Annotated in this window: 22 protein-coding genes; 7 read left to right on the top strand and 15 right to left on the bottom strand. The window is 71.6% G+C overall.

The features are described from left to right. Positions 1-3: 3 nt before the first annotated feature. The 9 genes from AC07DF_RS19585 to AC07DF_RS19545 form a co-directional block, all read right to left on the bottom strand. Positions 4-1,893 carry a glycoside hydrolase family 97 protein gene (locus AC07DF_RS19585; RefSeq protein WP_478972378.1) on the bottom strand — a complete coding sequence of 630 codons (1,890 nt, stop codon included), beginning with the start codon at positions 1,891-1,893 and terminating at the stop codon, positions 4-6. Positions 1,894-1,917: 24 nt separating this feature from the next. Further along, complete coding sequence (locus AC07DF_RS19580) at positions 1,918-4,239, bottom strand: glycosyl hydrolase family 95 catalytic domain-containing protein (RefSeq protein WP_478972375.1); 2,322 nt, start codon at positions 4,237-4,239, stop codon at positions 1,918-1,920. 146 nt (positions 4,240-4,385) lie between these two features. Further along, on the bottom strand, positions 4,386-5,099 hold the full coding sequence (locus tag AC07DF_RS19575; RefSeq protein ID WP_478972754.1) for an SDR family NAD(P)-dependent oxidoreductase: 714 nt from the start codon (positions 5,097-5,099) through the stop codon (positions 4,386-4,388). Positions 5,100-5,143: 44 nt separating this feature from the next. Then, on the bottom strand, positions 5,144-5,842 hold the full coding sequence (locus AC07DF_RS19570; RefSeq protein WP_478972372.1) for a TetR/AcrR family transcriptional regulator: 699 nt from the start codon (positions 5,840-5,842) through the stop codon (positions 5,144-5,146). A 226-nt stretch (positions 5,843-6,068) separates the two neighbouring features. After that, positions 6,069-6,989, bottom strand: coding sequence for a sugar kinase (locus AC07DF_RS19565; protein ID WP_478972751.1), 921 nt, complete (start codon positions 6,987-6,989; stop codon positions 6,069-6,071). A gap of 41 nt (positions 6,990-7,030) precedes the next feature. After that, entirely contained in the window at positions 7,031-7,651 is a 621-nt protein-coding gene (locus AC07DF_RS19560) for a bifunctional 4-hydroxy-2-oxoglutarate aldolase/2-dehydro-3-deoxy-phosphogluconate aldolase (RefSeq protein ID WP_478972369.1), read from the bottom strand. A gap of 55 nt (positions 7,652-7,706) precedes the next feature. After that, a complete protein-coding gene (gene dgoD, locus AC07DF_RS19555; RefSeq protein ID WP_478972366.1) occupies positions 7,707-8,852 on the bottom strand; it encodes a galactonate dehydratase in 1,146 nt (381 codons plus the stop codon). Continuing rightward, positions 8,849-9,595, bottom strand: coding sequence for a FadR/GntR family transcriptional regulator (locus AC07DF_RS19550; RefSeq protein WP_478972363.1), 747 nt, complete (start codon positions 9,593-9,595; stop codon positions 8,849-8,851). The genes dgoD and AC07DF_RS19550 overlap by 4 nt, the downstream gene beginning before the upstream one ends. A 55-nt stretch (positions 9,596-9,650) precedes the next feature. Further along, positions 9,651-10,412 (bottom strand): SDR family NAD(P)-dependent oxidoreductase, encoded by a 762-nt coding sequence (locus AC07DF_RS19545; protein ID WP_478972360.1) that lies wholly within the window; start codon positions 10,410-10,412, stop codon positions 9,651-9,653. A 116-nt stretch (positions 10,413-10,528) separates the two neighbouring features. Here AC07DF_RS19545 and AC07DF_RS19540 point away from each other — a divergent pair, with 116 nt between their 5' ends. Genes AC07DF_RS19540 through AC07DF_RS19525 form a run of 4 tightly spaced genes read left to right on the top strand, consistent with a single transcriptional unit; the run spans position 10,529 to position 15,768 of the window. Next, positions 10,529-12,568 carry a beta-galactosidase gene (locus AC07DF_RS19540; RefSeq protein ID WP_478972357.1) on the top strand — a complete coding sequence of 680 codons (2,040 nt, stop codon included), beginning with the start codon at positions 10,529-10,531 and terminating at the stop codon, positions 12,566-12,568. 28 nt (positions 12,569-12,596) lie between these two features. Further along, positions 12,597-13,937 carry an ABC transporter substrate-binding protein gene (locus tag AC07DF_RS19535; protein ID WP_478972354.1) on the top strand — a complete coding sequence of 447 codons (1,341 nt, stop codon included), beginning with the start codon at positions 12,597-12,599 and terminating at the stop codon, positions 13,935-13,937. After that, positions 13,937-14,908 (top strand): carbohydrate ABC transporter permease, encoded by a 972-nt coding sequence (locus AC07DF_RS19530; protein WP_478972351.1) that lies wholly within the window; start codon positions 13,937-13,939, stop codon positions 14,906-14,908. Before AC07DF_RS19535 ends, AC07DF_RS19530 begins: the two co-directional genes overlap by 1 nt. A 2-nt stretch (positions 14,909-14,910) precedes the next feature. After that, entirely contained in the window at positions 14,911-15,768 is an 858-nt protein-coding gene (locus AC07DF_RS19525) for a carbohydrate ABC transporter permease (RefSeq protein WP_478972348.1), read from the top strand. Positions 15,769-15,770: 2 nt separating this feature from the next. On the opposite strand, the gene AC07DF_RS19520 is transcribed toward AC07DF_RS19525, so the two are convergent. After that, on the bottom strand, positions 15,771-17,804 hold the full coding sequence (locus AC07DF_RS19520) for a glycoside hydrolase family 2 protein (RefSeq protein WP_478972345.1): 2,034 nt from the start codon (positions 17,802-17,804) through the stop codon (positions 15,771-15,773). Between the two features lie 98 nt (positions 17,805-17,902). Here AC07DF_RS19520 and AC07DF_RS19515 point away from each other — a divergent pair, with 98 nt between their 5' ends. Beyond that, complete coding sequence (locus AC07DF_RS19515) at positions 17,903-18,106, top strand: endonuclease (protein WP_478972342.1); 204 nt, start codon at positions 17,903-17,905, stop codon at positions 18,104-18,106. Between the two features lie 36 nt (positions 18,107-18,142). Here the strand turns inward: AC07DF_RS19515 and AC07DF_RS19510 are convergent, their stop codons facing one another. Then, positions 18,143-18,556: a cytidine deaminase family protein gene (locus tag AC07DF_RS19510; RefSeq protein ID WP_478972339.1), complete on the bottom strand. Its 414-nt coding sequence runs from the start codon at positions 18,554-18,556 to the stop codon at positions 18,143-18,145. A gap of 28 nt (positions 18,557-18,584) precedes the next feature. Then, positions 18,585-19,742, bottom strand: coding sequence for a nuclear transport factor 2 family protein (locus AC07DF_RS19505; RefSeq protein ID WP_478972336.1), 1,158 nt, complete (start codon positions 19,740-19,742; stop codon positions 18,585-18,587). A 96-nt stretch (positions 19,743-19,838) separates the two neighbouring features. On the opposite strand from AC07DF_RS19505, the gene AC07DF_RS19500 reads away from it, so the two are divergent. Then, positions 19,839-20,798 (top strand): LysR family transcriptional regulator, encoded by a 960-nt coding sequence (locus tag AC07DF_RS19500; protein WP_478972333.1) that lies wholly within the window; start codon positions 19,839-19,841, stop codon positions 20,796-20,798. Here the strand turns inward: AC07DF_RS19500 and AC07DF_RS19495 are convergent. Together AC07DF_RS19495 and AC07DF_RS19490 are read right to left on the bottom strand one after the other, a co-directional pair. Beyond that, on the bottom strand, positions 20,752-21,285 hold the full coding sequence (locus tag AC07DF_RS19495; protein ID WP_478972748.1) for an AAA family ATPase: 534 nt from the start codon (positions 21,283-21,285) through the stop codon (positions 20,752-20,754). The genes AC07DF_RS19500 and AC07DF_RS19495 overlap by 47 nt on opposite strands. 42 nt (positions 21,286-21,327) lie before the next feature. Next, positions 21,328-21,927: a TetR/AcrR family transcriptional regulator gene (locus tag AC07DF_RS19490; protein WP_478972330.1), complete on the bottom strand. Its 600-nt coding sequence runs from the start codon at positions 21,925-21,927 to the stop codon at positions 21,328-21,330. Between the two features lie 335 nt (positions 21,928-22,262). On the opposite strand from AC07DF_RS19490, the gene AC07DF_RS19485 reads away from it, so the two are divergent. After that, a complete protein-coding gene (locus AC07DF_RS19485) occupies positions 22,263-23,771 on the top strand; it encodes an MFS transporter (protein ID WP_478972327.1) in 1,509 nt (502 codons plus the stop codon). Positions 23,772-23,859: 88 nt separating this feature from the next. Here the strand turns inward: AC07DF_RS19485 and AC07DF_RS19480 are convergent, their stop codons facing one another. Next, positions 23,860-24,285, bottom strand: a complete 426-nt coding sequence (locus AC07DF_RS19480) for a hypothetical protein (RefSeq protein ID WP_478972325.1) — start codon at positions 24,283-24,285, stop codon at positions 23,860-23,862. Positions 24,286-24,434: the final 149 nt, after the last annotated feature.

The following is a 24,434-nucleotide window of genomic DNA, read 5'->3' as shown; positions in this document are numbered from 1 at the left end:
AGCTCAGCGGTGACAGCTGGTCAGGCCCGGGCGCCAGGCGCAGGCGATGCCGGCGAAGCCCCCGTTGGCCACGACATCCACGGCGAGCGTGCCGCCGCCGCGCAGTACCTGACGCTTCTGGACGAGACCGCCGGTACCGTCCTCGATCGTCTCGACCAGCCAGCGTCCCGGGCCGATGGTCAGCGGCACCTCGGCCCTGCGGGCGGCGCCGGCGTACACCCCGCCCAGGAACCAGCGGTCGCCGTCGCGGCGGGCGAGCACCGCTTCCTGTCCTGGACTCCCGGCGAGCAGCCGGGTGTCGTCCCAGGCCGCGGGGACCTGGTCGAAGTAGTCCCGGGCGAGCGGCCGGGCGTCGTACGACTCGGGGGTGCCGGCGAACATCTGCAGGCCCGACTCGTAGGCGACGGTGAGGCCGACCTCGGCGGCGTCGGAGTTGGGGCGCAGGCCGACGCGCTGGAACGCGCCGGGGGTGAAGTCCATGGAGCCGATGACGTTGCGGGTGAAGGGCAGGGTGGTGAGGTGGGCGGCGGTGTTGGTGCGCTTCTCCTCGCCGGCGACGCCCTCCAGGGTCATGACGTGCGGCCAGGTGCGCTGGATGCCCTTGGGGATCGTGGAGCCGTGGAAGTTGACCAGGAGGTGGTGGGCGGCGGTCTCCGGGAGGATCGCGTCGTACCACCGGAGCGTGGACTGTGCCTCCGAGTCCATGAAGTCGATCTTGACACCCTTCACGCCCCAGCGTTCCAGGGTGGGCAGCCACCGGGCGCGTTCCTCGGCCGTGTCGAGGTCGCGCTGGTGGATCCAGACGATGATGCCGACGCCCTTGGCGCGCGCGTAGTCGACGAGTTCGGGCATCCAGCTGTTGGTCTGCCAGTCCGGGTCGGTGGTGTCCCAGGCGTCGGCCTTGAAGTACCAGCCGGCGTCGACGGCCTCGTAGGGCCAGCCGCGTTCGGCGGCGTAGTCGACGTAGGCCTTCTGCGCGGCGAGGCTCTGCCCGGCGGGGCGGCCGCCGGCGAGCCAGGTCCACAGGGCGGTGCCGGGTTTGATCCAGGAGGTGTCGCCGGCCTTGGAGGCGGGGGCGAGGTCGTCGGTGAAGGTGGAGCGGGTGACGGTGGCGAGGTCGCCGGTGACCATGGCCCGCCAGGGGGTGGCGAGGGGGCCGTCGGTGCGGACCCGGTCGTCGGCGAGCTTGACGCGGTAGGTGCCGGTGCCCTGGTCGTGGGCGAGCCGGGCGCCGGAGTAGGCGCCGGTGAGGTCGGACTCGGCGAGCAGGGTGTAGCCGCCGTCGGTCGCGAACAGCGCCTGGTCCGAGTACTCGCCGGTGGGTGCCGTGGCGGCCGTGTACTGGACGAACTGGCCCTCGTTGTCGGCCCGGTAGGTGCCCAGCCACGCGTTCGCGTCCGGCGGCAGGTGGAAGGCGGAGGTCTCGCCGAGTACGTCGCCGGACGCGGCGGGCAGGACGTACCGGTAGGCGACACCGTCGGCGGAGGCCCGGACGACGAGGTCGAGCCGGGCGCCCCTCGGGCCGGCGAACGACAGGCGGGTCTCGTTCATGCGGACCCGGCGGTCCAGACGTTTGCCGGACTTGGCGCGGTATCGCTCGTCGATCGTCCGGCTCTTGCGGTGCAGGAAGCGCAAGTCCCGGGAGAGGTCGGCCTGTTCGGTGACGATGCCGACGGGTGACGGCTCGATGACCGTACGCCCGGCACGGGTCACGGACAGGCTCAGTGTGCCGGTGCTGTCGTCCAGGGATATCCGTGCGCGGGGCGTGTGTGCGGAGGCGGACACCGCCCAGGTGTGCTCCTGCTTCTCGGCCCGGGCGGGAACGGTCGTGAGGAGTGTCGCCGCGAGGCCGGTACACAGCGCGGCGACCGCGGTTCTGATCGGAACAGCCATGGAACCCTCCGAGGTGTGTGGGCTTTACGGCAGTCCCCAGGCGGGGCCCGGTTCGCTCACGGTGACCGGCGCGATGACGAGGTCGGGGCGGGAGCCGGAGTGCACGAGCACCTCGCGGCCCTTGGGCAGGTCGATGGAGAGCACCCCGTCGCCGAGGTCGCGGGTGCGGGCGGGGCGGCCGTCGTCGAGGAGCACGGTGAGCCGGCCGCCGAGCCCGTGCTTCAGCTTGAGCGGCTCGCCCGCCAGGCTCTTGATCCGGATGAACCGGGTCCTGCCCGCCTTGCGGACGGCGCTGACCAGGAAGGCGCCCTGCGTGCGGAAGTCGTGCAGGGTGAGGTCCGCCCACGCCGTGGGGACGGCGGGGAAGACGCGGATCACGCCGCCCCAGCTCTGGCAGAACATGTCGTGCAGGGACTGTGAGGCGGACAGCGGTGTCTCGATGACCGGTCCGGCTTCGGTGTAGTGGGTGTTGGCCTGGCAGGGGTAGCGGGTGGAGGTGTCGAAGAACTTCCGGAGATAGGTGATCGCGGTGTCGCCGTCGCCGGTCATCGCGTACATCGAGGCGGCGCCGGTGTAGCTGTAGCCGCGGTGGGCGCCGGTCAGCGCGTGCCAGTGCTCGATCGACCTGGTGATCAGGTCGCGGTTCTCGGGCTGGTCCCAGTTGACGAGGTACAGCGGGTACACCATCAGCAGGTGCGAGTAGTGACGGTGGGACCGGGCGTACGGGGTGTCGGCGCCGATCATGAAGCCGTTGCCGTCGACCGGGTAGGGCGTGAGCTTGGCCAGCACCTCGTGCCAGCGCGGGGCCGACGCGTCGTCGATGCCGAGGAGTTCGGCGGACTCGATGAGGGTTTGGCAGGCCCAGCGGATCAGGGCCAGGTCGTAGGTGGTGTCCTGCGGCGGTACGACGGGGTACTCGGGCGAGAGCGTGCTGGGCAGGTGGAGCTTGCCGTCGCTGCCCGGGGTGAGGAAGTGCAGGTAGTAGGCGACGGTCCGGCGGAGCAACGGGAAGACGGTGTCGCGCAGGAGCGCCTCGTCCATGGAGTGCCGGTAGGACAGCCAGACGTTGTGCAGCGCCCAGGTGAGGTTGCCGACCTCGGAGCCGGAGCCGGGCCTGCCGACCTCCCGGTTGGCGAACATGTCGGAGCTGCGTCCGACGCCGGAGCTGTCGGCGCGGTAGGCGGCGGGCACATTGGCGATGAGCTGTTCCTGGTTGCGGCGCAGGGTGGTGGCGAGCGCGTCGAGTTCCAGGTGGTTGGAGCCGTGGACGAGCCAGTACTCGAGCTGGATGTTGAGGTTCCACCAGACCGCGGGCCAGGGGGTGGGCTCCAGCCACGGCCCGCAGGTGGCCATGACGGGGCCGTCCGCGCGGCTGGCGGAGGCGACCTTGTAGAGCTGGATCCAGTGGAAGCTCTGCAGCCGCTGGTCGGGGAACGACACGAAGCTCTTCTTGTAGAAGGCGTGCCACCAGCGGGTGTGCCTCCGCCTGAGGGCGGCGTACGAGGTCACTCGCCGGAGGTTGCGTAGCGACTGGGCCTCGGCGGCGGTGGTGGAGGGGGCGCTGTGCCCGACGCTGAGCAGCAGTTCGTCGCCGTCACGCCGGTAGGCGGTGGCGGTCTGGCCACTGGTGAGGGGCTGGAGGACCTGCTCGGTGCCGTCGGCGGCGGTCCGCGTGGTCCAGGGCGGGTTGGGGGTGTAGTCGGCGGGCGGGGCCTCCTGGATCTTCCGGGGGCTGATGGCCTCCTCGGGGTGGAAGGTCCAGACGGTGCGCTCGCCGCCGGAGGCCCGGACCCGGACGGCGAGCACCTCGTCGTGGACGAGGGCGGAGAGGGTGAGGGTGCCGACGGTGGTGGTGACGGTGCCGGTGAGTTCGGCGTTCCACAGGCTCAGCCGCCAGTCGACGGCGGTGATGGTGCCGACGGGGTCGAGCGTCAGGTGCCCCACCGGCAGCCGGCAGGTGCCCCAGCCGCTTCCGAACTCGGGGCGGTGGTCCTGGACCCGGCCGTGCTGGACGGTGAAGCGGACACGGTTGGCGTCCGGCTCCCGGTAGATCATGCTGCCGAGCAGCCCGTCGCCGAGGAACGGGCCCTCGTACCAGCGGGTGGGCAGCCTGGTCCACAGCAGGTCCTGGCCGCGCAGGAACGTCGCCCAGGCGCCGTCGGTGGTCATGGTGTCGCGGAGTCTCCAGGGGCGTCCGGCACCCCCGCGGGCGGCGGACGGCAGCGTCGGTTCGGGCTCCTCCGCGTGGGCTGTTCCGGGCAGGGCGGCCGCTGCCGCGCCGGAGAGGGCGGTGCCGAGTACGGCTCTGCGGGCCACCTTCGAATGGTGCTCCGGCTGTGAGGTCATGCGTCCTCCAGAGCTGACGGCTCATCAATACATCGGGTGTATCGCGGAACCTAGCAGCACTCGTGCACCTGTCAAAGACCCCAGTAGCACCACTCATCCGATGTATGTTCACGGGACGGCGGAGGATGGTCGGCCATGAGCCCCTGTCAGTCGAGCGGGACGCCCGTGTGGTGCTCCAGGGTTTCGATGAGGCGGGCCTGGAACTCTTCGTCCTGCGCGGCGGGGTGCGGTGTCTGTACCCGCCGGTGGTACCAGTAGCCACCGGTGCTCGGCGTCACGTCGGGGTGGGTGGCGAGCCAGACCTGGGTCTGATGCCCGGCGGTCAGGTCGTCCGGTGCGTGGCGACCGCCCATGCGGGTGGGGACCCACCCCGGGTCGACCGCGTGGCTGGACGTTCCCTCCCAGCGGGACGAGAAGGCGAGCGCGAGTGCGGTCACCCACAGCTTGGTGTCGTCGTAGGAGGCGGTGCCGGAGGTCAGCCGTCGCAGGTCGGTGGAGCCGGTCCGGTGCATGGAGCTGCTGAGGTAGACGAGCCTGCCCGGCTTCTCCATCAGGGCCGTCAGCAGGTAGGGCGCGACGGTGTTGACGGTGACGTCCTCCGGGCGGTTCATGACGCCGGCGTTGTGGATGACGGCGTCGAAACGGCCGAACCCGGTGGCCTGCCGGGCGACCTCGCGGATCTCGTCCGGCTCGGCGAGATCCCCGGTGACGGTGCCCTTCCACCGGGCCGTGTCACCCGCTTCGGTGAGACGGGCCGGGTTGCGGGCGTGGATCACCACCTCGTGCCCGTCGTCGGACAGCGCGTTCGCCGTGTCGCGCCCGAGTCCGTCGGCCGCGCCGGTCACGAGGACCAGTGCCATGTCGGTCAACTCCGTTTCCTGTGTGGGCCGGTCCGGTCCGGAGATCAGCCGCTCTCGTCGGGGGCCACAGCGGCGGGCCCCCGGGGGCCGGCCCGGAGCATGGCCTGGTAGAGGGCGTCGTGCTCGGGCGAGTCGGGCAGCGGGCCGCGGGCGGGGGCCTCCAGGGACTGGATCAGCAGGGCGACGACACGGCGCCAGGCGTCGGGCGCCGCCTCGCCGGTGGCGTTGACGACACCGGCGTTGGCCATGTGGATCAGCACCAGGTCCGAGGGGTCGAAGTCCTCGCGCAGCCGCCCGGTGGCCTTGGCACGGCCGATGAGCTCGACCATGGACGCGTACGCCTCGTCGCGGCGCCGCTCCAGCGCCTTGGCGGTGGGGAAGGTCATGGTCAGGACGTCGGCGAAGCCGAAGTCGGCGGCCTGCATCGCGCAGGCCTTCTCGATGTAGCCGACGAACCCGTGCCAGGGGTCGGGGTCCTCCAGGGCGACCGCGACCGCGTCGGCATAAGCGTCCATGCGGTCGGAGAAGACGGCGGCGACCAGCTCCTCCTTCGTCGGGAAACGCCGGAACATCGTCGCGATCCCCACCCCCGCCTCACGGGCCACGGACGCCATGGAGGCGTTCAGGCCGTCACGCGCGAACACCAGGCGCGCGGCGGCGATGATCCGCTCCCGGTTGCGCTCGGCGTCGCTGCGCAGCGGCTGCGCGACGGGGCCATCGGATTGCTGGTCGCGACGGGTCATACCGGCCAGTCTAGCTACCGGTATGCCCTATCCATTTCCAGACCCGCGGCACGGCTTCCAGACCCGCGGCACGGCTCGGCCGCAACACCATCGAGCACCACGACCAGCTGATCGACGTGTGCGCCGGCGGTGACGCCCGCGCCGCCGCCGAGCTCTCCGGACAGCACTGGTTCGCCCGCCTGACAGAGCGGCTGCCGTCGCGGATGTCGGTGTTCAGCCTCCTGGGTCAGCGGATGGTCGTGCCGTCGGGCCGGTCGAGCAGGCCGAGTTCGTCCTGGGTCGGCAGTCCTTCCCAGTCGCCCCGGGTGGCGACGGCGAAGGCCGCGGTGGTGACGGCCCGGTGCAGCCGGGCGGGGAGGTCCGCGCCGTCGAGGAGTCCGGACAGGTATCCGGCCACGAAGGCGTCGCCCGCGCCGACCAGATCGACGGCGTCGACCCGGCGAGCGGCGCGGTCGGTCGCCCCTTCGGCGGTGAATCCGGTCGCGCCGCGTGCGCCCCGCTTGACGATGACCTCGCCGACACCTGCGGACAGAAGGCTTCGCACGGCCTCCGACTCGGCCGCGGCGGGCCGTTCCAGCACCAGCGGCAGCTCGTCCTCGGAGGCTATGAGCAGGTCGGTGTGGGCCAGCAGCGGCCTGAGGGCGGCGCGGGCCAGGTCGTGGGACCACAGCCGGGAGCGGTAGTTGACGTCGAGGCAGACGGTGATGCCGGCGTCCCGGGCGGCCGCGGCGGCGGCCTGGACCGCCTCGGCCGCCGACGGGCCGAGCGCCGGGGTGATGCCGGTCAGATGCAGGACCCGGGATCCGGCGGCCAGCGCGGGCAGGACATCGGCCGGTGAGACGGCCGATCCCGCCGAACCGGCGCGGTAGTAACTCACCCGTGTGAGCGTGCCCAGGCGGGGCTCGGTCAGCAGCAGTCCGGTGGGCCGGCCGGTGTCGTCGACGGCCGCGTGGTCGGTGTCGATGCCCTCGGCGCGGAGCGTACGCAGCACCAGCGCGCCGAGTTCGTCCGCCCCTACCCGGCCGGCCCAGCGCACCCGGTGGCCGAGCCGGGCGAGGCCGATGGCGACGTTCGATTCGGCACCCGCCACGGACAGTCCGAGGCTGCCGCCCAGCCGCAGCGCGCCCTGGGCCCGCAGCGCCGCCATCGTCTCGCCGAAGGTCACCACGTCCGGTGCGGCCGATGCCGTCACAGCCCCTCCCCCGCGACCACCTTGCGGAACTCGGCCGCGCGGGCGCGGAGTTGTCCGACGTCGCCGCCGTCGGCCGCGTCCCCGACGAGCGGTGAGCCGACGCCGACGGCGAGGGCGCCCCGGTCCAGGTACGCCCGGGCGGCCGACGCGTCCACTCCCCCGACAGGGACGAGGGGCACCTCGGGGAACGGGTCGCGCAGGGCCCGCAGATAGCCCGGTCCGCCGAGGGAGGCGGGGAAGAGCTTGATCGCGTCGGCCCCCCGTGCGAGGGCGGCCTCGATCTCGCTCGGGGTCACGGCGCCCATCAGCACGGGCACGCCGTAGGCCTCCAGCCCGTCGACCAGTGCCGGGGTGACGAGGTAGGAGGCCCCGGCGTCGACGGCGCGGGCGGCGTCCGCGGCCGAGCGCACGGTGCCCGCGCCGAGCAGGGCGTCGGGGCCAAGGTCGGTGCGCGCCCGCCTGATCACGGTCAGGGCGTCGGCGGTGGTCAGTGAGACCTCGACGGCGGCGACGCCTTCCTCGGCGAGGGTGCGTACGGTACGCAGGGCCGCGGCGGGATCCTTGCCGCGGACGATCGCCAGCAGGCGGTGGGCTCGGAGCGATTCCACCAGGTTCATGGGCGCGGGCTCTCCTTGTGCATGGGGTGCGTGCGGCGCGACGGACACGACGGTGTCACCACTCGGTGAACGCCCCGTCGGCGCCCCGCCATACGGGGTTGCGCCAGCGGTGCCCGGTCTCGGCGGCGCGGCGTACGGCCTTCTCGTCGATCTCAACACCGAGACCCGGGCGGGATCCACGGACGGCGTAGCCGTTCTCGAAGCGGAAGGGCTCTGGGTCCATCACGTACTCCAGCAGGTCGCACTGCTGGTTGTAGTGGATGCCCATGCTCTGTTCCTGGATGAGGAAGTTCGGCACGGAGAAGGCGATCTGGAGGCTGGCGGCCAGGGCGATCGGCCCGAGGGGGCAGTGGGGCGCCATGGCGACGTCGTGCGTCTCGGCCATGGCCGCGATGCGGCGGACCTCGGAGATGCCTCCGGCGTGCGACAGGTCGGGCTGGGCGACGGCGATGCCGCTGGCCAGTACCTCGCGGAAGTCCCACCGGGAGTAGAGGCGTTCGCCGGTCGCGAGCGGGATGTTCGTCGACTCGACCAGGCTGCGCAGGTGGCCCGAGTGTTCGGGCAGGACGGGTTCCTCGACGAACAGGGGGTGCAGTGGTTCGAGGAGGGGCAGCAGGCGGCGCGACATGGCGGTGGAGACGCGGCCGTGGAAGTCGACGGCGATGTCCCGCTCGTCGCCGAGCACCTCGCGGACGGCTGCGACGCGTTCGACGACCTCGGCGGTGCGTGCCGGGGTGTCGATCGGGGCGAGTTCGGCCGAGGCGTTCATCTTCACGGCGGTGAAGCCCGCCTTCATCTGCTCCTCGGCGAGCTGCGCCACATCGCTGGGGCGGTCGCCGCCGATCCAGGCGTACATCCGGACGCGGTCCCGCACCGGGCCGCCGAGGAGGCGGTGTACGGGTGCCCCGTAGGTCTTGCCGGCGATGTCCCACAGCGCCTGGTCGATTCCGGCGACGGCGCTGGAGAGGATCGGGCCGCCGCGGTAGAAGCCGCCTTTGGTGAGGACCTGCCAGTGGTCCTCGATGCGCAGCGGGTCGCGGCCGACGAGGTGGTCGGCCAGTTCGTGGACGGCGGCGCGCACGGTGTCGGCGCGCCCCTCGACCACGGGCTCGCCCCAGCCGGTGATGCCCTCGTCGGTGGCGATGCGCAGGAACAGCCAGCGCGGGGCCACCAGGAACGTCTCAAGTCCGGTTATCTTCACGGGGTTTCCTTCGGCGGCGTGTCGGTCGCGACGGCGTCGTGGTCTTCGGCCGCCCGTACGGCCGCCAGGTCGTCGGAAGCCTGGGCCAGGAGGGACGCGACGGCGGCCACGGCGGCGTCCGGGTCGCCCGCTTCGACCGCGTCCAGCAGTTCCTGGTGCACGGGTATGGAGTCGGAGAAGTGCCGGGCGCCGTGCACGATCCGGTCGCGGACGCGCAGACCGGCCTCGATGACGACCTCCATGCGGCTCAGCAGTTCGTTGTGGGCGGCGTCCAGCAGGGCGCGGTGGAAGGCCAGGTCCGCCTCGACCATGGCCTCCGCGTCCGTCCCCGCTGCCGCCATGGCCTCGATCGCCTGGCGCATCGCGTCCAGGTCGGACGGCGTGCGGCGGGTCGCGGCGAGCCGGGCTCCGGCGGGCTCGACTATCGCGCGCACCTCGGCGAGGTCCTCCAGGAAGCCGTCGGTCGGGGCGCTGCTGCCCTGCCAGCGCAGCAGGTCGCTGTCGAGCAGGTTCCAGTCGGCCCGGGGCCGGATGGTCGTCCCGCGCTTCTGCTTCGACTCGAGCAGGCCCTTGGACGCCAGCACGCGCATCGCCTCGCGGACCACGGTCTTGCTGACCCCGAGCTCCGTCTCGAACCTGACCGGGTCCACCACGGAGCCCGGGGGGTAGTCGCCGCGGATGATGCGCCGGCCCAGCTCCTCCACGGCCTGGCCGTGCAGCCCCTTACCGGGATGGGTCACCACGTTCTCCGTTTCCGCTCCGGTCCTTGCCGCTGATGCCGCACTCGGCGGGCGCCGCTCACGAGGACTCCTTCATGACGCTCCATCCTCCATCGACCACGAGGCTCGCACCGGTCACATAGGAGGCGTCCGCCGACGCCAGGAAGGCGACCGCGGCGGCCACCTCCTCCGGCTGCCCGAACCGTTTGGCCGCCGTGGCCGCCACGCTGCGCGCCCGGTCGGGCTGCGGGATCCCCTCCCAGGCGGAGGTGAGGATGGGGCCGGGCAGCACGGTGTTGACCCGGATCTCCGGCCCGTACTCCACGGCCAGTTGACGCCCCAGCGAGCACAGGGCTCCCTTCGCCGCGGCGTAGGCGGCGTGGCCCGGCAGGCCGATGACCGCGTGCACCGAGGAGGTGAGGACGACCGACCCCGCAGCCTCCCGGAGCAGCGCCGCGAAGGTCTTGATCCCCCGCCAGGCCGGTTTGAGCAGCACGGCCATCTGGCCGTCCCACTCGGCCTCGCTCAGTTCGTGCGCCGGCTTGTTCAGCTGGGCGTAGGCGTTGCTGTGCAGCACGTCGAGGCGTTCATGGCGCTCTTGGACATGGCGGCCCAGGTGCTCCCAGTCGGCGGCCGAGGTCACGTCGCAGCGCAGGTACTCCGCGCGGCCCCCGCCGGCCTCGATGTCCGCCACGACCGTCTTGCCGGCGGTGTCGTCCACGTCCGTGACCATGACCGTCGCGCCTTCGGCCGCGAGTCTGCGCGCCGTGGCCGCGCCGATCCCGTGCGCCGCGCCGGTGATCACCGCGACGCGCCCCGCCAGCCTGTGGCATTCCGTCATCGTGCACCCTTCCCCTCCGCTGCCCGCACCCATGTGGCCTACGTTCATCCTAGCTGTTTCAATTAATAATGAATATATCTTGACGGGGTGGTGAGGCCGCTCCGAGACTGACCGCCATGCGACAGCCCGACTCAGTACCGACCGACGCCCGGCGGCACCTGCGCCCGGCCGGAATCGCCTTCGGCGGCGACTACAACCCCGAGCAGTGGCCCGAGGAGGTGTGGGCCGAGGACATGGCGCTGATGAAGGAGGCAGGCGTCTCCCTGGTGACGGCCGGGATCTTCTCCTGGGCCAAGGTGGAGCCGAGGCCCGGTGCGTACGACTTCGACTGGTTCGACCGGGTGATGGACAACCTCGCCGGGGCGGGTGTGGCGGTGTGTCTGGCCACCATGACGGCGTCCCCGCCGCCGTGGCTGTCCCGGCTGCACCCCGGGATCCTCCCCGAGACCGCCGACGGCCGGCGCCTGTGGCCCGGCGGACGCCAGCACTACTGTCCCTCCAGCCGCGTCTACCGCGAGCACGCCGTGCGCCTGGTAGAGCAACTCGCCACCCGCTACGCCGACCACCCCGCGCTGGAGCTGTGGCACATCGGCAACGAGTACGGCTGCCACACCCCGATGTGCTGGTGCGACGAATCGGCGGCCGACTTCCGGCGCTGGCTGTCCGAACGGTACGGCGACCTCGAGGCGCTCAACGACGCCTGGTCGACGGCCTTCTGGGCACAGCGCTACGACAGCTTCGACGAGGTGCTGCCGCCCCGGCTGGCGCCGACCTTCCCCAACCCCGCCCAGCAGCTGGACTTCGCCCGGTTCTCCGACGACGCGCTGCTGCGGTGCTACCTGGCGGAGAAGGACGTCCTGCGGCGGATCACCCCGGACGTGCCCGTCACGACGAACTTCATCGGCGTGCACAAGCCCGTCGACGCCTACCGGTGGGCCGCCCACGAGGACGTCGTCTCGGTCGACGTCTACCAGGACCCGCACGACGAGGACACGCATGTCTCGGCGGGTTTCATCTTCGACGTCACCCGGTCCGCCCGCGCCGGTCAGCCGTGGATGCTGCTGGAGCAGGCCCCCGGTGCGGTGAACTGGCGGGACCGTAACGGGCCCAAGCCGCCGGGGCGGATGCGGCTGTGGAGCTGGCAGGCGGTCGCCCAGGGCGCGGACGCGGTCCTGTACTTCCAGTGGCGGCAGTCCCGGGGCGGTGCCGAGAAGTACCACTCGGCGATGGTCCCGCACGGCGGCACCGGCACCCGCACTTTCCGTGAGGTGAGCGAGCTGGGCCGTGAGCTGGCCTCCGTGCCACGGATCGCCGGCACCCGGTCCACCGCCGACGTCGCCCTCGTGCTGGACTGGAACAGCTGGTGGGCGCTGGAACTGGACTCGCACCCGTCCACAGCGCTGGACCAGATGGAGATCGCGCTCGCCCACTACCGGCCGCTGTTCGAAGCCGGCATCGCCTGCGATGTCGTACCCCCCGACCGGGACCTGTCCGGCTACCGCCTCATCGTCGTGCCCAACCTGTACCTGCTGAAGCAGCCGGACGCCGAGCGCCTCACGGAGTTCGTGCGTGCCGGCGGCCATCTGCTGGTGTCGTTCTTCTCCGGCATCGTCGACGACTGCGACCGCGTGCACCTGGGGGGGTATCCCGCACCGCTGCGCGAGGTGCTGGGCCTGCGCGTCGAGGAGTTCTGGCCGCTGGCGGAGCGGGAGACGGTCGACGTCCGGCACTCGGACGGCACCGTCAGCCGCGCCGACCTGTGGTCCGAGGCCGTCGTGCCCGAAGGGGCAAGGACGGTCGCCGACTTCGGCTCCGGGCCGCTGTCCGGGCAGCCGGCCGTCACCCGTCACTCCTTCGGCGAGGGAGACGCCTGGTACGTCGCGACCCGACTCGCGCCGGAGGCCATGCGGACCCTGGTGGAGGAGGTGTGCCGGACGGCGTCCGTCGGCCCCGTGCTTCCCGGGCTTCCCGAGCACGTCCAGGCGACCGTGCGTGAAGGCGAGGGTGGACGGTTCGTCTTCCTGCTGAACCACGGCCCGGAAGAGGTGGAGATCACGCTCCCGGAGCCGATGACCGATGCCCTGGGCCAAGGGACCGCTCCCGCCGACCGCGTCACGCTGCCGGCAGCCGGAGTGGCCGTGCTGGTCGAGCCGTAGACAACCGAGCTCCGGACAAGGGACGCACATGAACAGCTCACCACCCTCGCGGAGGTCCCTGCTCGGATGGGGTGCCGGGGCACTCGCCGGGCTCCCGGCCCTCACCGCCTGCGGCCAGACCGTCGGAGCCGCCCGCACGACCCGGCAGGAACCCGCCCGGCCCGGTCGGCCGGTGAAGCTGGTCTTCTGGACGTGGGTGCCGATGCAAAAGACGGTCGACCTGTGGAACCGGACGCACCCCGGCATCCAGGTCGAGTTGCAGAGCATCCCCGCCAACACCCAGGGCGGCTACCAGAAGATGCACTCCTCGCTGACCGCGGGCAACCCGCCGGACCTGGCACAGGTCGAGTATCACGAGCTGCCCGGTTTCATGCTGGTCAACGGCCTGACGGACCTGAGCGCGTACGGTGCCGACGAGCTGCGCGACAGCTATGTGCCGTGGCAGTGGAACCAGGGTGTCTTCGGGGGGCGGGTCCGTACGATCCCGCAGGCCTCGGGCCCGATGGGGCTCTTCTACCGCAAGGATCTCTTCGATCAGTGGGGCATCGAGACGCCCGGCACCTGGGCCGAGTTCGAGCGGGCCGCCCGCGTGGTCAAGGAACGCGGCGGCGGTGCGCGGCTGTGCACGTTCGCGCCCAACCAGCCCACCTGGTTCGCCGCGATGTGCTGGCAGCGGGGTGCGCGGTGGGTGCGCACCCAGGGCGACACGTGGGTCGTCGACATGGACGGCGGCCTGTCGCGCGAGGTCGCCGACTACTGGGAGAGGCTGGTCCGCGACGACCTCGTCTTCGTCGGACCCGATATGTCCAGCGCCTGGTACCGGCAGGTCCAGACCGGACGGATCGCCGCCTGGGTCGGGCCGCAGTGGGGCGACGCCCTGTTGCGCGGCAACGCCCCGGGCACCAAGGGGAAGTGGCGGGTCGCCCCGCTCCCCCAGTGGACGGCGGGCGGCAACGCCTCCGCGAACTGGGGCGGATCCTCCACCGCCGTCCTCCAGGGCAGCCGCCACCCGCGTGAGGCGCTGCGGTTCGCGCACTGGCTCAACACCGACCCCCGGGCCGTCGATCTGAACATCTCGGTGGGCTACGGCTGGCCCGCGGCCACCGGCGTCTTCCGCGGATCGGCGCTCGACAAGCCCGACCCGTTCTTCGGCGGCCAGCGGTACAACGACGTGTTCACCGCCTCCGACCGGGCCATCGACACCTCCTGGAAGTGGTCCCCCACCACGGACGCCGACTTCTCCCGGCTCGGGGACGCCTTCGGCGCCGCCATGGCGTCGGACGGCACGCTCGCCTCGTCGCTCGCCGACGCGCAGCGGAGCTCCGTGGACAACCTGCGAGCCAAGGGCCTGAAGGCGAGGAGCGCGTGATGAGCACCGCGACCACCAGGACGCGGACGTCCGCGCCGCTCAGCCCCGCGGAGGAGTCCGCACCGCGCGGCCGGCGGTCCGCCCGCCCGGACCGGGCGGCATGGGGGTTCGTCCTCCCCTTCGTCGCCCTCTTCCTGTTCTCCTTCGTCCTTCCGCTCGGCTACGCCGTCTACCAGAGCCTGCTCAAGCCGGTCCGCTCCGGCCCGCTGGGCCTCGGCCCGGCCACCGTCGGCTTCGCCGGGCTGGACAACTACGCCCTCGCGTTGCAGCAGTCTGCCTTCCTGGAGAGCTTCGCGCGGGTGCTGCTCTTCGGCCTCGTGCAGATCCCCGTGATGCTGCTGCTGTCCACCGCGCTGGCGTTGGCCCTCGACACCCTCTCCCACCGCTGGGCGGGGGTCCTGCGTGCCGCCTACTTCCTGCCGTACGGCGTGCCCGGTGTCATCGCCTCGATCCTGTGGGGGTTCCTGTACGTACCGGGCGTGAGCCCGGTCGTCGACCTGCTCGGCAGGATCGGCCTCGCGCCCGACTTCCTCGGCCACGACAACGTGCTGTGGTCCATCGCCAACATCGTGATCTGGGAGTTCGCCGGCTACAACATGCTGGTGATCGTCGCCCAGCTCAAGGCGATCCCGCAGGAGCTCTACGAGGCCGCGCGCATCGACGGGGCCGGTGCCTGGCAGACGGCGATCCGGATCAAGCTGCCGCTGGCCCGGCCCGCCCTCGTCCTCACCGGCGTCTTCTCCATCATCGGCACGCTGCAGCTCTTCGCCGAGCCGCTCGTCATCAAGCCGCTGACCTCGACGGTCACCAGCTCGTACACGCCGAACCTGAGCGCCTACAACGAGGCGTTCGCCAACAACAACATCTACCTCGCCGCGGCCGAGTCGGTGATCCTCGCCCTCGTCGCGAGCGTGCTGTCCTTCGGCTTCCTCAGCCTGGTGAACCGCGGGAAGGGAAGGGATGCACGGTGAGCGTGTCCACACCGCACGTCAAGAAGCCGGCGGCCTCGCGCATCCTGCTGGTCGCGCTGCTGTCCGTCGCGGCGCTCTACTTCCTGCTGCCCGTCTACTGGCTGCTGGTGGCCTCCACCAAGAGCAGTGCCGACCTCTTCGGCACCTTCGGTCTGTGGTTCTCCGATCCGCGGTGGCCGCAGAACATGGCGAACGTCTTCTCCTACGGCGACGGCATGTTCTGGAGCTGGACCGCGAACAGCCTCCTGTACGCCGGAGTCGGCGGTGCGCTGGCCACCCTGCTCGCGTGTGCCGCCGGCTACGCCCTCGCCGTCTACCGCTTCCGCGGCCGGGAGACGGTCTTCAAGGGCGTACTCGCCGGTGTGCTGCTTCCCAGCACGGCGCTCGCCCTGCCGATGTACCTGCTGTTCAGCAAGGTGGGCCTGGCCGACTCCTACTGGGCCGTGCTGATTCCCAGCATGGTCAGTCCGTTCGGGGTGTATCTGTGCCGCATCTACGCGGAGGCGGCGGTGCCCGCCGAGATGCTGGAGGCGGCGCGGGTCGACGGCGCCGGCGAGTGGCGGATCTTCGGCACCCTCGTCCTGCGCACGATGACCCCGGCGCTGGTGACCGTCTTCCTCTTCCAGTTCGTCGGGATCTGGAACAACTACTTCCTGCCGCTGGTGATGCTCTCCGACGACCGGAAGTACCCCATCACCCTGGGCCTGACGACCTGGCAGTCGGCGGCCGAGCGCGATCCCGCGCTCTATCAGCTCACGGTGGGCGGCGCGTTCCTCTCGATCCTCCCGCTGGCCGCCGCGATGCTCGTCCTGCAGCGCTACTGGAGGTCGGGGCTGACCCAGGGCAGCGTCAAGGGCTGAGTTCACCTGGTCCGCGGGCCGGTAGCCTCACGGAACGTCTCGTACACGAGCTTGGGCCGCTCCTCGCCGAAGGTGAGCAGGCCCATGACGGAGATGCCGTTGTGGGCCTGGTTGTACCCGGCCCGCTGCTTGTAGTCCTTGAGGACCCAGTAGGTGAAACCGGTGACGAACTCGCTGCGTGCGACCACCTGCGCCCAGTGGGCGGTGAAGCTTGCCGCCTGCCACTCCTCCGTGCCCTCAGTGGTGCTGGGGCCGTGGGTGCCGGCCAGGGACCAGGTGCCGTTCTCGGTGATCAGGATCGGCTTGTCGGGATACTTCGCGTGCACCGCGTCCAGCGTGGGGCCGAGGTCGGCGTCCTTGCCGTAGAAGTAGCCGAAGTACTCGTTGAAGCCGATGACGTCGGCGAGGTCGAAGGCCGGGTCGTTGCTGGTGCTGGACGCCCAGGTCACGGGCCGGGCGGTGAGGTCGACCGCCTTCACGGCCGCCTTGAGGTCGGCGAGCCAGGCCCGGTAGACGGGAGCGCCGTCGGCGTCGATCTCCGACTCGTTCTGCAGTCCCCACAGGATCACCGAGGGGTGGTTGTGCTGGTTCCACGCCATGGTCAGGGCCAGGGCCCGGGCGAGACCGTAACGCTCGGTCTGCAGCTTCTCCTGGGCGGTGTTGAGCCACATGGTGTCGATGTCGTCCATCACCAGCACGCCGTGCGCGTCCGCCCAGTCGTAGACGTACGGGTGGCGGTTGTAGACGCAGTTGCGGATGAAGTCGGCGCCCAGTGCCGTGATGTGGCCCAGTTCCCGGTCGTACTCGGCGGGCGTCATGGCCCTGCCGTGTGCGGCCGTCTCCTCGTGCCAGTTGAGGCCCTTGAGGAAGAGGGGCTTGCCGTTCAACCGCAACTCGGCGTCGGCGACGGTCAGTTCCCGTATGCCGTAGACGGTGGACAGGGTGTCCACCCGCGGGCCCGAGGGCCGCTCGGCGGTCAGGGTGGCGCGGGCGGTGAGCGTGTGCGGAGCGGCCGGGCTCCATCGTGGGGCGTGGGGCAGGCGGAGCGACGCGCGTATGACGCCGGCCGATCGGGGGGCGATCCGGGCCGGGATCACGACGGGACGGCCGCCGCTCTCGCGACCGGGGTCCAGGGTGAGCCAGCCGTCGAACGCGGAGGTCCCGTGGTTCTCGACGACCGCACGCGCCTCGAGGTGTCCGTTCGCGCCGACCGCGAGCAGTTTGGCGATGGTGACCCGCGGAACCGCCTCGATCCAGGCCGAGCGGGTCAGACCCGCGTAGGGCCAGTAGTCGACGGGCTTGTACGGCAGCTCGTGGTCGTCGGTGACCGGCTGGGGCGGCGTGGCCGTGTAGTCGGTGTAGCTCGCCCGGCGGAAGACCCGCACGGCGATCGTCTGGCGCTCGCCCGGCCGGAGCGCCCCCGACAGCGGAAGCGCGAAGGGCGAGTTGGCCCCTTCGTGCTTGCCAAGACGCACGCCGTCGAGCCAGACCTCGGCGCTGTAGCCGACCGCGAGGAAGGCGACGCGGACGTGGCGGGCACGCCAGGAACCGGGCACGTCGACGGTGGTGCGGTACCAGGCGTAGCCGTCGGCGAACGCCGTGCCCTTCCCGAAGGGGGCGGTCTCCGAGCCGAATCCGGGCGTGTCCAGCAGATCCCACGCCGACGGCACGTCGATGAGGCCCCAGGCCCGGTCGTCGAGGTCCGCGGACTGCCAGCCTTCGCCGAGTCCCTGGTTGCCGGGGTCGAAGCGGAAGCGCCACCGCCGGTCCAGGGACAGGTAGTCACGGGTCGGCTCACGGGTGCGCCAGCCGTCGAAGGCGGGGAGCACGGCGCCGTATTGGAAGACGACGTTGGTGCCGCCGACCTCGCGCACGTGGGTGCCGGAGGGCTCGGTGGCCGGGTGGGTGTCGAGCACCGGGCCGCCGTCCGCGGCACGGGCCGTCTGCGGCCAGGCCGGCAGAGCGACGAGGCCGGCCGCGCCGAGTGCCGTGACGACGGTACGGCGGGTGGGGAGTCCGTGGCTGGGTGCGGTCATGGCAGAAGCCTGGGGAGCCACCCCAACCCTGTCAAGGATTATTCATAAATAATGAATTGAGCTGAGGCAACCTCCCATCGAGCCGCACGCGAGCGCCTTTGCGCTGTCCGGGCCAGGTCGGCGGCGCCGCGCAGGAGTTCCCCGAAGACCGGCTGCCCGTCCTGCTGCGGTGGCACGAGGGCGAGGCGGTCACCGAGTACGAACGGCACCGCAACGCGGCCATCGCGGAGATACAGGGCAACCGGAACCCGCTGATAGACCATCCCGAGTGGGCCCGCGAGATCGACTTCTCCGGGGTCTGACCCTGAGCCCCGGGCCGACTCGCTCCGAACGGCGACCTACTCGGCGTCGACCTGGTGGTCGGCCCAGACATAGCTCTCGGGGAGCAGGTCGGTGATGGGGACGGCCCGGACGCGGTCGCCCTCGCCGACGATGACCTCGAGGGCGGGAAAGTAGTCGAGAAGGACCTGACGGCACCGGCCGCACGGAGGGACGACTCCCCGGTCACGGTCGCCCACGGCGACGATCGTGTCCAGCTCGTGGACTCCCTGTGCCGCTGCCGCGCCGATGAGGGCCAGCTCGGCGCAGGGGCCTCCGGTGAAGTGGTAGACGTTCACCGCCGTGACGATCCGCCCGTCCTGAGCGCGGGCCGCGGCCGCCATGGTGTGGTTGTCGCCACGGCAACGGGTGCGGGCCAGGTCAGCCGCTGCCTCGACGAGTTCGTGGTCGACATGGTGCGTCTGCGTGGTCATGGTCTCCGCCTTCGTCAGGAAATGATCCTCACGAGTGTCGGTGATAGGCCTTGTTGGCGATGCGCCAGCCCTCGTCGGCGCGGACCAGCAGGAAGATGTCGGTGAAGGTGTCAGCGCCGTGCCGCAGCGTCATGGTGGCGGTCGCGACCGTGCCGTGGACGTCGACGGCGTCGACGCGACGGGAGCGGGTCGCTTCGTCCGGGGCCGGCCGGCCGGGGAAGAGAGCGCAGTACTCGTCCAGGCGCCAGGAGACGAACGCCCCGTCGCGGAGCCCCTCGATGTGCGCGGTGGGCAGGAACGCCTCGCGGAAATGGGCGGGGTCGCCGGTGGCGTGTCCGCGCAGGTAGGCGCGGAGCGGTTCGAGCACGGCGTCCCCCACCGCCGGGGCCGTGGCGGCGACGGCGATATCGGCCTCGGGGTCGGCGGGAGGGTCGGCCAAGCCTGCCGCGCCGCCCAGCGGAGTGTTCGACGCCTCGGCCAGCAGAGCCATGTCCTTGGCCAGCGCACCGATGGTGAACTCGGCCGTGACAGCGGCCGATTCTCCGGCGAGGAAGGGTCTCTTGACGGTCACGAGTCCGCCGAGCGGGCCGAGTTCGAGGACGTCCAGCACCTGGGTGCGGGGCAGGCCGAGGGCGTCGGCCTGCCGCAGCGAGTCTCGCAGCGCGAGGACGGCGCCGGCGAGGCTGTTGTTGGCGATCAGCTTGAGCGCCGCGGCCGTGGAGGCGTCGGCCACGCGCCGCACGGTGCCCAGCGTTTCCAGAACCGGCCAGGCCCGGTCGACCGCGTCGTGGTCGCCGGCGACGAGTATCCGCAGGGCCCCCGCGGCGGCGGCCGGCACGGACCCGAGCACGGGCGCGTGGACGTAGGACGGGCCCGAGCGCCCGGCCAGCTCGGACGCTTCGGCGGGGGCGACGGTGCTGGTGTTCAGCACGATCGTGTCCGTGCGCAGCACGTCACGGACCTCCTCGAGGACCTGCCGGCAGGCCGGGCCGTCGAACAACGCCAGAAGCACGAGGTCGGCCTTCGCCACGGCCTCGTCCGGATCGGCGGTCGTCTCGACGGTGCCTGCCGTGCGCCCCGAGCGGGTCCAGCCGACGACGTGCCGGCCCTGGCCCGCCAGGCGGGTCGCCATCGCGTTGCCCATGCGTCCCAGGCCGAGGACGGCGATCGTGTGTGGTGTGGTCATGCGCGCCAGACTCATGCACCGCGTCGACTGCGACAAGCGCAGATTTCGCAGCCCTGCCCTGCGGAACTCGCATACCCGCTGGGCATACTGGCGCCCATGGAGCTGACAGTGTGGCGAACGTTCGTGACCGTGTGCCGCCTGGGGTCGCTGTCGGCGGCGGCCGCCGAGCTCCATCACACGCAGTCGGCCGTCTCGCGGCAGATCGCCGGTCTGGAGCGGGAGCTCGGCGTGCCCCTGATGGAACGCCATGCGCGCGGCGTCCGTCCGACGCCCGCCGGCGAGGTGTTCCGGCGTCACGCCCAGACCACGCTGAACGAGGCCGACCGCGCCGTTCGCGCCGCGCGGGACGCTCGCGACGGGGCGTTCAACCGGCCGCTGGCCGTCGGCGCGACGCCTTCTCTGGCCACGGGGATCGTGCCCGAAGCCGTCCGGGCGTTGTTGCGGCAGACCGGATCCGTCCGGTGGAGTCTGCTCCCCGCCCTGAGCCCGGAGCTGCACCGCCGCGTGCTCGACGGCGATCTCGACGTCGCCGTCGTCACCGACGCCCCGCCCGGGCTGCCGCAGGACTCGCGGGTCGAGCGAGGCTTCCTCGGGCTGGACGACATGGTCGTCGCACTGCCCGTCGACCATCCGCTGGCCGGGCGCGGCCCGGTGCACATCCACGCCCTGGCCGACCAGACCTGGGCCGAGGACAACGACGGCTCGGCGGCGCTGCTGCGCCAGCACGCCGCCCGCGCCGGAGTCAGCGCCCGCATCGACCTCGTCGCGGCCGATCTGCCCGGCAAGCTGGCCCTGGTCGCGACCGGTCACGCCATCGCGCTCATACCCGGCGTGCTGACACGCGCCCTGCGGACCGACGTCACCACCGTGGACCTCGTCGACCCCCCGGCCCGCGGCATCTACACGATCACCCCTCGCCGCGACCCGCACCCCTCCGCCGCGCCCCTGCTCGACCACCTCGCCACGGCGTTCGCCTCGATCCGCCCGGCGGCGGCCCACGCCGCGCCGGTCAGCGGTCCACTGCGGGAAGGCGGTCCAGACCCGTCTCGAGCATGATGCGGTCGACGGTCTCGTGCAGGGCGCTGCCGGCTCCGATGACGGTCTCGATCCCGCCCGGCAGCAGATCGAGCGGCCGGTGCCAGTCGCGCAGTTGTGCCTCACTGACCTCGTCGGCGATCGCTTTGGTGGCGTGCCGGGCAAGGGTTTCGGCGAACGGTACGTCCAGGTAGTAGCTGTGGCTCGGGCCGCGGTGGTCGGCGCGCAGCCGGGCAAGCATGTCGCCGTAGCGGTCGGCGTAGAGGATGCCCTCGACCACGACGTGGAATCCGGCGTCCAGCGCGTAGCGGGCCGTCAGGTCGATCAGGCCGATGTTCGCGGCACCGGGCCGGTCACGCTCGCGCAGGACGATGCGGCGGAGGTTGTCCTGGCCGACCAGGGCCAGGCCGCGGCCGAACTTCTCGCGGAGCGCGGCCGCGACGGACGACTTGCCCGAGGCGCTGTTCCCTCGCAGGACGACCAGCCGGGTTTCTTCGGTGCCCACCATCACGGCGGTCAGGTTACCGACGGAGAGAGTCCTGACGTCCGGTCACGTCGCTGGTCCCGACGCCAGCAGGCCGTTGACCACCAGCGTCGCCAGTGCCTCCGCCGTGGCCGTGAGCTGTTCCGGTGAGGCGGCGTCGGGCCGGCCGAGGCGGCGCGCCAGAGGGACCTCCACCATGCCCGAGACGGGCGGGATGACCGCGAAGAACAGCACGTGCATCGGGACGGGCGCCATACGCCCCGCGGCAACGAGTCGCTCGATGCCGGGCTCCAGGAGCCGCAGGGTCGGCGCGATGTAGTGCTCGTACAGGTAGTCCAGCCGTTCGGAGTCCTGGGCGAACTCGCTGACGAAGAGCCGTCCGATCAACGGCTCGTCCACGGCGGTCCGGTAGAAGCCGGTGATGATCCGCCGCAGGGCCTCGACGTCGTCGACCTCGTCGTCCACCTGCGGCAGGCGCGCCAGCTGCGCTCCCAGCGCGTGGTCCACCACCGCACGCCAGAAGGCCGCCTTGGAGCCGTACCGGTCGTTGATGAAGTTGTGGCTGACGCCCAGGCGGCGGGCCAGCTCGCGCGCGGAGGCGTGGTCGTAGCCCAGTTCGGCGAAGGCCTCCAGTCCGCGCCGCAGGATGCTCTCCTCGGCGGGCACCGCGGGAGTGTCCGCGCCGGGGCGCCCCGGCCGTCGGGCCGATTCGGGTTTTGCTCCCACGACTGCCTCCATGCGTGCGTCCTGCGCTGCTCGTGCTCCGGGCCATCCTAGGGTCCCTTCAGCACCTTACTTGACACCTGTCAGATTACAGGTAATCTGACAGGTGTCAGGCGGTCCGGTCAGTCATTACCGGTCAGGCAGTCCGCGAGTCACTCGGCCGGATCACCGGCCATCGCACCGGCCGCCCCACGTGACGAGCTCCGTCGACGCAGCCGTCCCGCACCGCATCACCACCGGACATCCGATCCCTGCCCCGCTTCCTCTGGAGTCCCGTCATGCCCAAGACCTCCACCGACACGGCCGGCGCGGCCCCCGTGTCCTCACTTCCGTCCGCCGGCACACCATCGCCTCACCGCTGGTGGATCCTGGCCGTCATCGGACTGGCCCAGCTCATGGTGGTGCTGGACGGGACGATCGTGAATATCGCGCTCCCCTCGGCCCAGAAGGATCTGGGCTTCTCCGACGGGGACCGGCAGTGGGTCGTCACCGCCTACGCGCTCGCCTTCGGCAGCCTGCTGCTGCTCGGCGGACGCATAGCCGACCTGTTCGGCCGGAAGATGACCTTCCTGGTCGGCTTGGTCGGCTTCGCCGGGGCCTCCGCGCTGGGAGGTGCCGCCGGCAGCTTCGAGGTGCTCATCGTCGCGCGTGCCGCGCAGGGTCTGTTCGGCGCCCTGCTCGCCCCGGCCGCCCTGTCCCTGCTGACCACGACCTTCACCGACGTCAAGGAACGGGCCAGGGCCTTCGGCGTGTACGGCGCCATCGCCGGCGCGGGCGGCGCCATCGGCCTGCTCCTCGGCGGCTTCCTGACAGAGCACCTCGACTGGCGGTGGACCCTCTACGTCAACCTGGTCTTCGCCGCTGCCGCAGCCGTCGGCGGCATCCTCCTGCTCCAGCGCACCACCCGCGACAAGAGCGCCACCATCGACATCCCCGGCGCGGTCCTCGTCTCCGGCGGCCTGTTCTGCCTGGTCTACGGCTTCGCCAACGCCGAGAGCCACGACTGGGGCTCCGTGCGGACCTGGGGCTTCCTGGTCGCCGGCGCCGTCCTGCTCGCCGCGTTCACCTGGTGGCAGACCCGCTCCACCCACCCCCTGCTTCCCCTGCGCGTCCTGCTCGACCGCAACCGCGGCGCCTCCTTCGTCTCCATCCTGATCACCGGCGCCGGCATGTTCGGTGTCTTCCTCTTCCTCACCTACTACCTGCAGCAGAGCCTGGGCTACACCCCCATCAAGACCGGCCTGGCCTTCCTGCCGATGGTCGGCGGGCTCATGCTTTCCTCGACGCTCGCCTCCACCGTGCTGATCCCCCGCATCGGGCCGAAGGCGGTCGTGCCGCTGGGCATGGGCCTCGCCGCGGCCGGCATGGTGGGGCTGACCGGTCTCGGCCTCAGCAGCGGTTACGCCACCGGCATCCTGCCCCCGCTGATCGTGGCGGGACTCGGTCTCGGCCTGGTGATGGCCCCGGCCATGAGCCTGGCCACGGCCGGGGTGAAGGCCGAGGACGCCGGGGTCGCCTCCGCCGCCGTGAACACCATGCAGCAGGTCGGCGGCTCCCTCGGTACGGCCCTGCTCAACACCCTGTCCACCAGCGCCGTCACCGACTACCTGGCCGGCCGGAACCCCAAGGACCCCGCCGTTCTCGCGCGGGCCGGGCTGGAGGGCTACTCCACCGCCTACTGGTGGTCGGCCGCCTTCTTCGCCGCCGGCCTGGTCATCAGCGTCGTCCTCTACCGGCGGGGCGCACCGACGACCGACCCCGACGCGGCGCCCGTGGTGCACATGTGAGGTCCGGCCGGGGCGTCCGGCCCTGGCCGACTGTTGAGGGCGTTTCGTCTACTGCTTCAGGTCCCTCCCGGGCGGCCCCGGCCCGAGGTCAGGAGCCGTAGTAGGGGTTCGCGGCGATGTACCCGGTCTCGCACTCGTCGGGTGTTCCGGGGGCGCTGCGGCACAGGGTCATGGTGAGGCTCTTGATGCCGGTCGGGTCGGTGGCGGTGATGTTCTGGAAGTCGATGGTCGTGTCGCAGCCGTCGGCGTTGCGATAGTCGCTCAGAGGGCGGGCGGCGCCGGATCCGGTCTGGAGGGTGAGGGTCGCGTGGACGGGCCGGTCGTCGCAGGTCTGGTCGGTGACGGCCAGCGCGCCGTTGTGGAAGGAGTCCCGGTCGACCCAGGTCAGCTGGATGCGGGTCCGGTCTCCCCAACTGGTGGTGATGTCGCCACTGGTTGTCTCCGCCCAGCCCTGGCCGGCGGTCCCCAGCGTGAGCGCGGTCGTGGCGGCGACGACGAAACCTGCACGGCGCATAGAGATGCCTCCTTGGGCGTAGCGGCCAGCTGCTCCGCCGCGTATGTCGTGTCAATCCTCGACCGCTCCGGGCACACACTTCTCGCGCAGGGCCGCCAAACGCGTGAGCGGCTCGGGAGGCCGCTTTCCACGCCCACGAGCCGTCGCCC

It is taken from the genome of Streptomyces sp. NPDC044719 (genome assembly GCF_056433405.1).
The sequence above is the reverse complement of the archived record's forward strand: the minus strand, read 5'-3'. Positions and strand labels throughout refer to the sequence as shown.

Bases quoted from the DNA above. Each gene is read 5' to 3' on its own strand.
- AC07DF_RS19585 (WP_478972378.1), bottom strand. From the start codon at position 1,893: ATGGCTGTTCCGATCAGAACCGCGGTCGCCGCGCTGTGTACCGGCCTC.
- AC07DF_RS19580 (WP_478972375.1), bottom strand. From the start codon at position 4,239: ATGACCTCACAGCCGGAGCACCATTCGAAGGTGGCCCGCAGAGCCGTA.
- AC07DF_RS19575 (WP_478972754.1), bottom strand. From the start codon at position 5,099: ATGGCACTGGTCCTCGTGACCGGCGCGGCCGACGGACTCGGGCGCGAC.
- AC07DF_RS19570 (WP_478972372.1), bottom strand. From the start codon at position 5,842: ATGACCCGTCGCGACCAGCAATCCGATGGCCCCGTCGCGCAGCCGCTG.
- AC07DF_RS19565 (WP_478972751.1), bottom strand. From the start codon at position 6,989: ATGGCGGCGCTGCGGGCCCAGGGCGCGCTGCGGCTGGGCGGCAGCCTC.
- AC07DF_RS19560 (WP_478972369.1), bottom strand. From the start codon at position 7,651: ATGAACCTGGTGGAATCGCTCCGAGCCCACCGCCTGCTGGCGATCGTC.
- AC07DF_RS19545 (WP_478972360.1), bottom strand. From the start codon at position 10,412: ATGACGGAATGCCACAGGCTGGCGGGGCGCGTCGCGGTGATCACCGGC.
- AC07DF_RS19540 (WP_478972357.1), top strand. From the start codon at position 10,529: ATGCGACAGCCCGACTCAGTACCGACCGACGCCCGGCGGCACCTGCGC.
- AC07DF_RS19535 (WP_478972354.1), top strand. From the start codon at position 12,597: ATGAACAGCTCACCACCCTCGCGGAGGTCCCTGCTCGGATGGGGTGCC.
- AC07DF_RS19530 (WP_478972351.1), top strand. From the start codon at position 13,937: ATGAGCACCGCGACCACCAGGACGCGGACGTCCGCGCCGCTCAGCCCC.
- AC07DF_RS19520 (WP_478972345.1), bottom strand. From the start codon at position 17,804: ATGACCGCACCCAGCCACGGACTCCCCACCCGCCGTACCGTCGTCACG.
- AC07DF_RS19510 (WP_478972339.1), bottom strand. From the start codon at position 18,556: ATGACCACGCAGACGCACCATGTCGACCACGAACTCGTCGAGGCAGCG.
- AC07DF_RS19505 (WP_478972336.1), bottom strand. From the start codon at position 19,742: ATGACCACACCACACACGATCGCCGTCCTCGGCCTGGGACGCATGGGC.
- AC07DF_RS19500 (WP_478972333.1), top strand. From the start codon at position 19,839: ATGGAGCTGACAGTGTGGCGAACGTTCGTGACCGTGTGCCGCCTGGGG.
- AC07DF_RS19495 (WP_478972748.1), bottom strand. From the start codon at position 21,285: ATGGTGGGCACCGAAGAAACCCGGCTGGTCGTCCTGCGAGGGAACAGC.
- AC07DF_RS19485 (WP_478972327.1), top strand. From the start codon at position 22,263: ATGCCCAAGACCTCCACCGACACGGCCGGCGCGGCCCCCGTGTCCTCA.
- AC07DF_RS19480 (WP_478972325.1), bottom strand. From the start codon at position 24,285: ATGCGCCGTGCAGGTTTCGTCGTCGCCGCCACGACCGCGCTCACGCTG.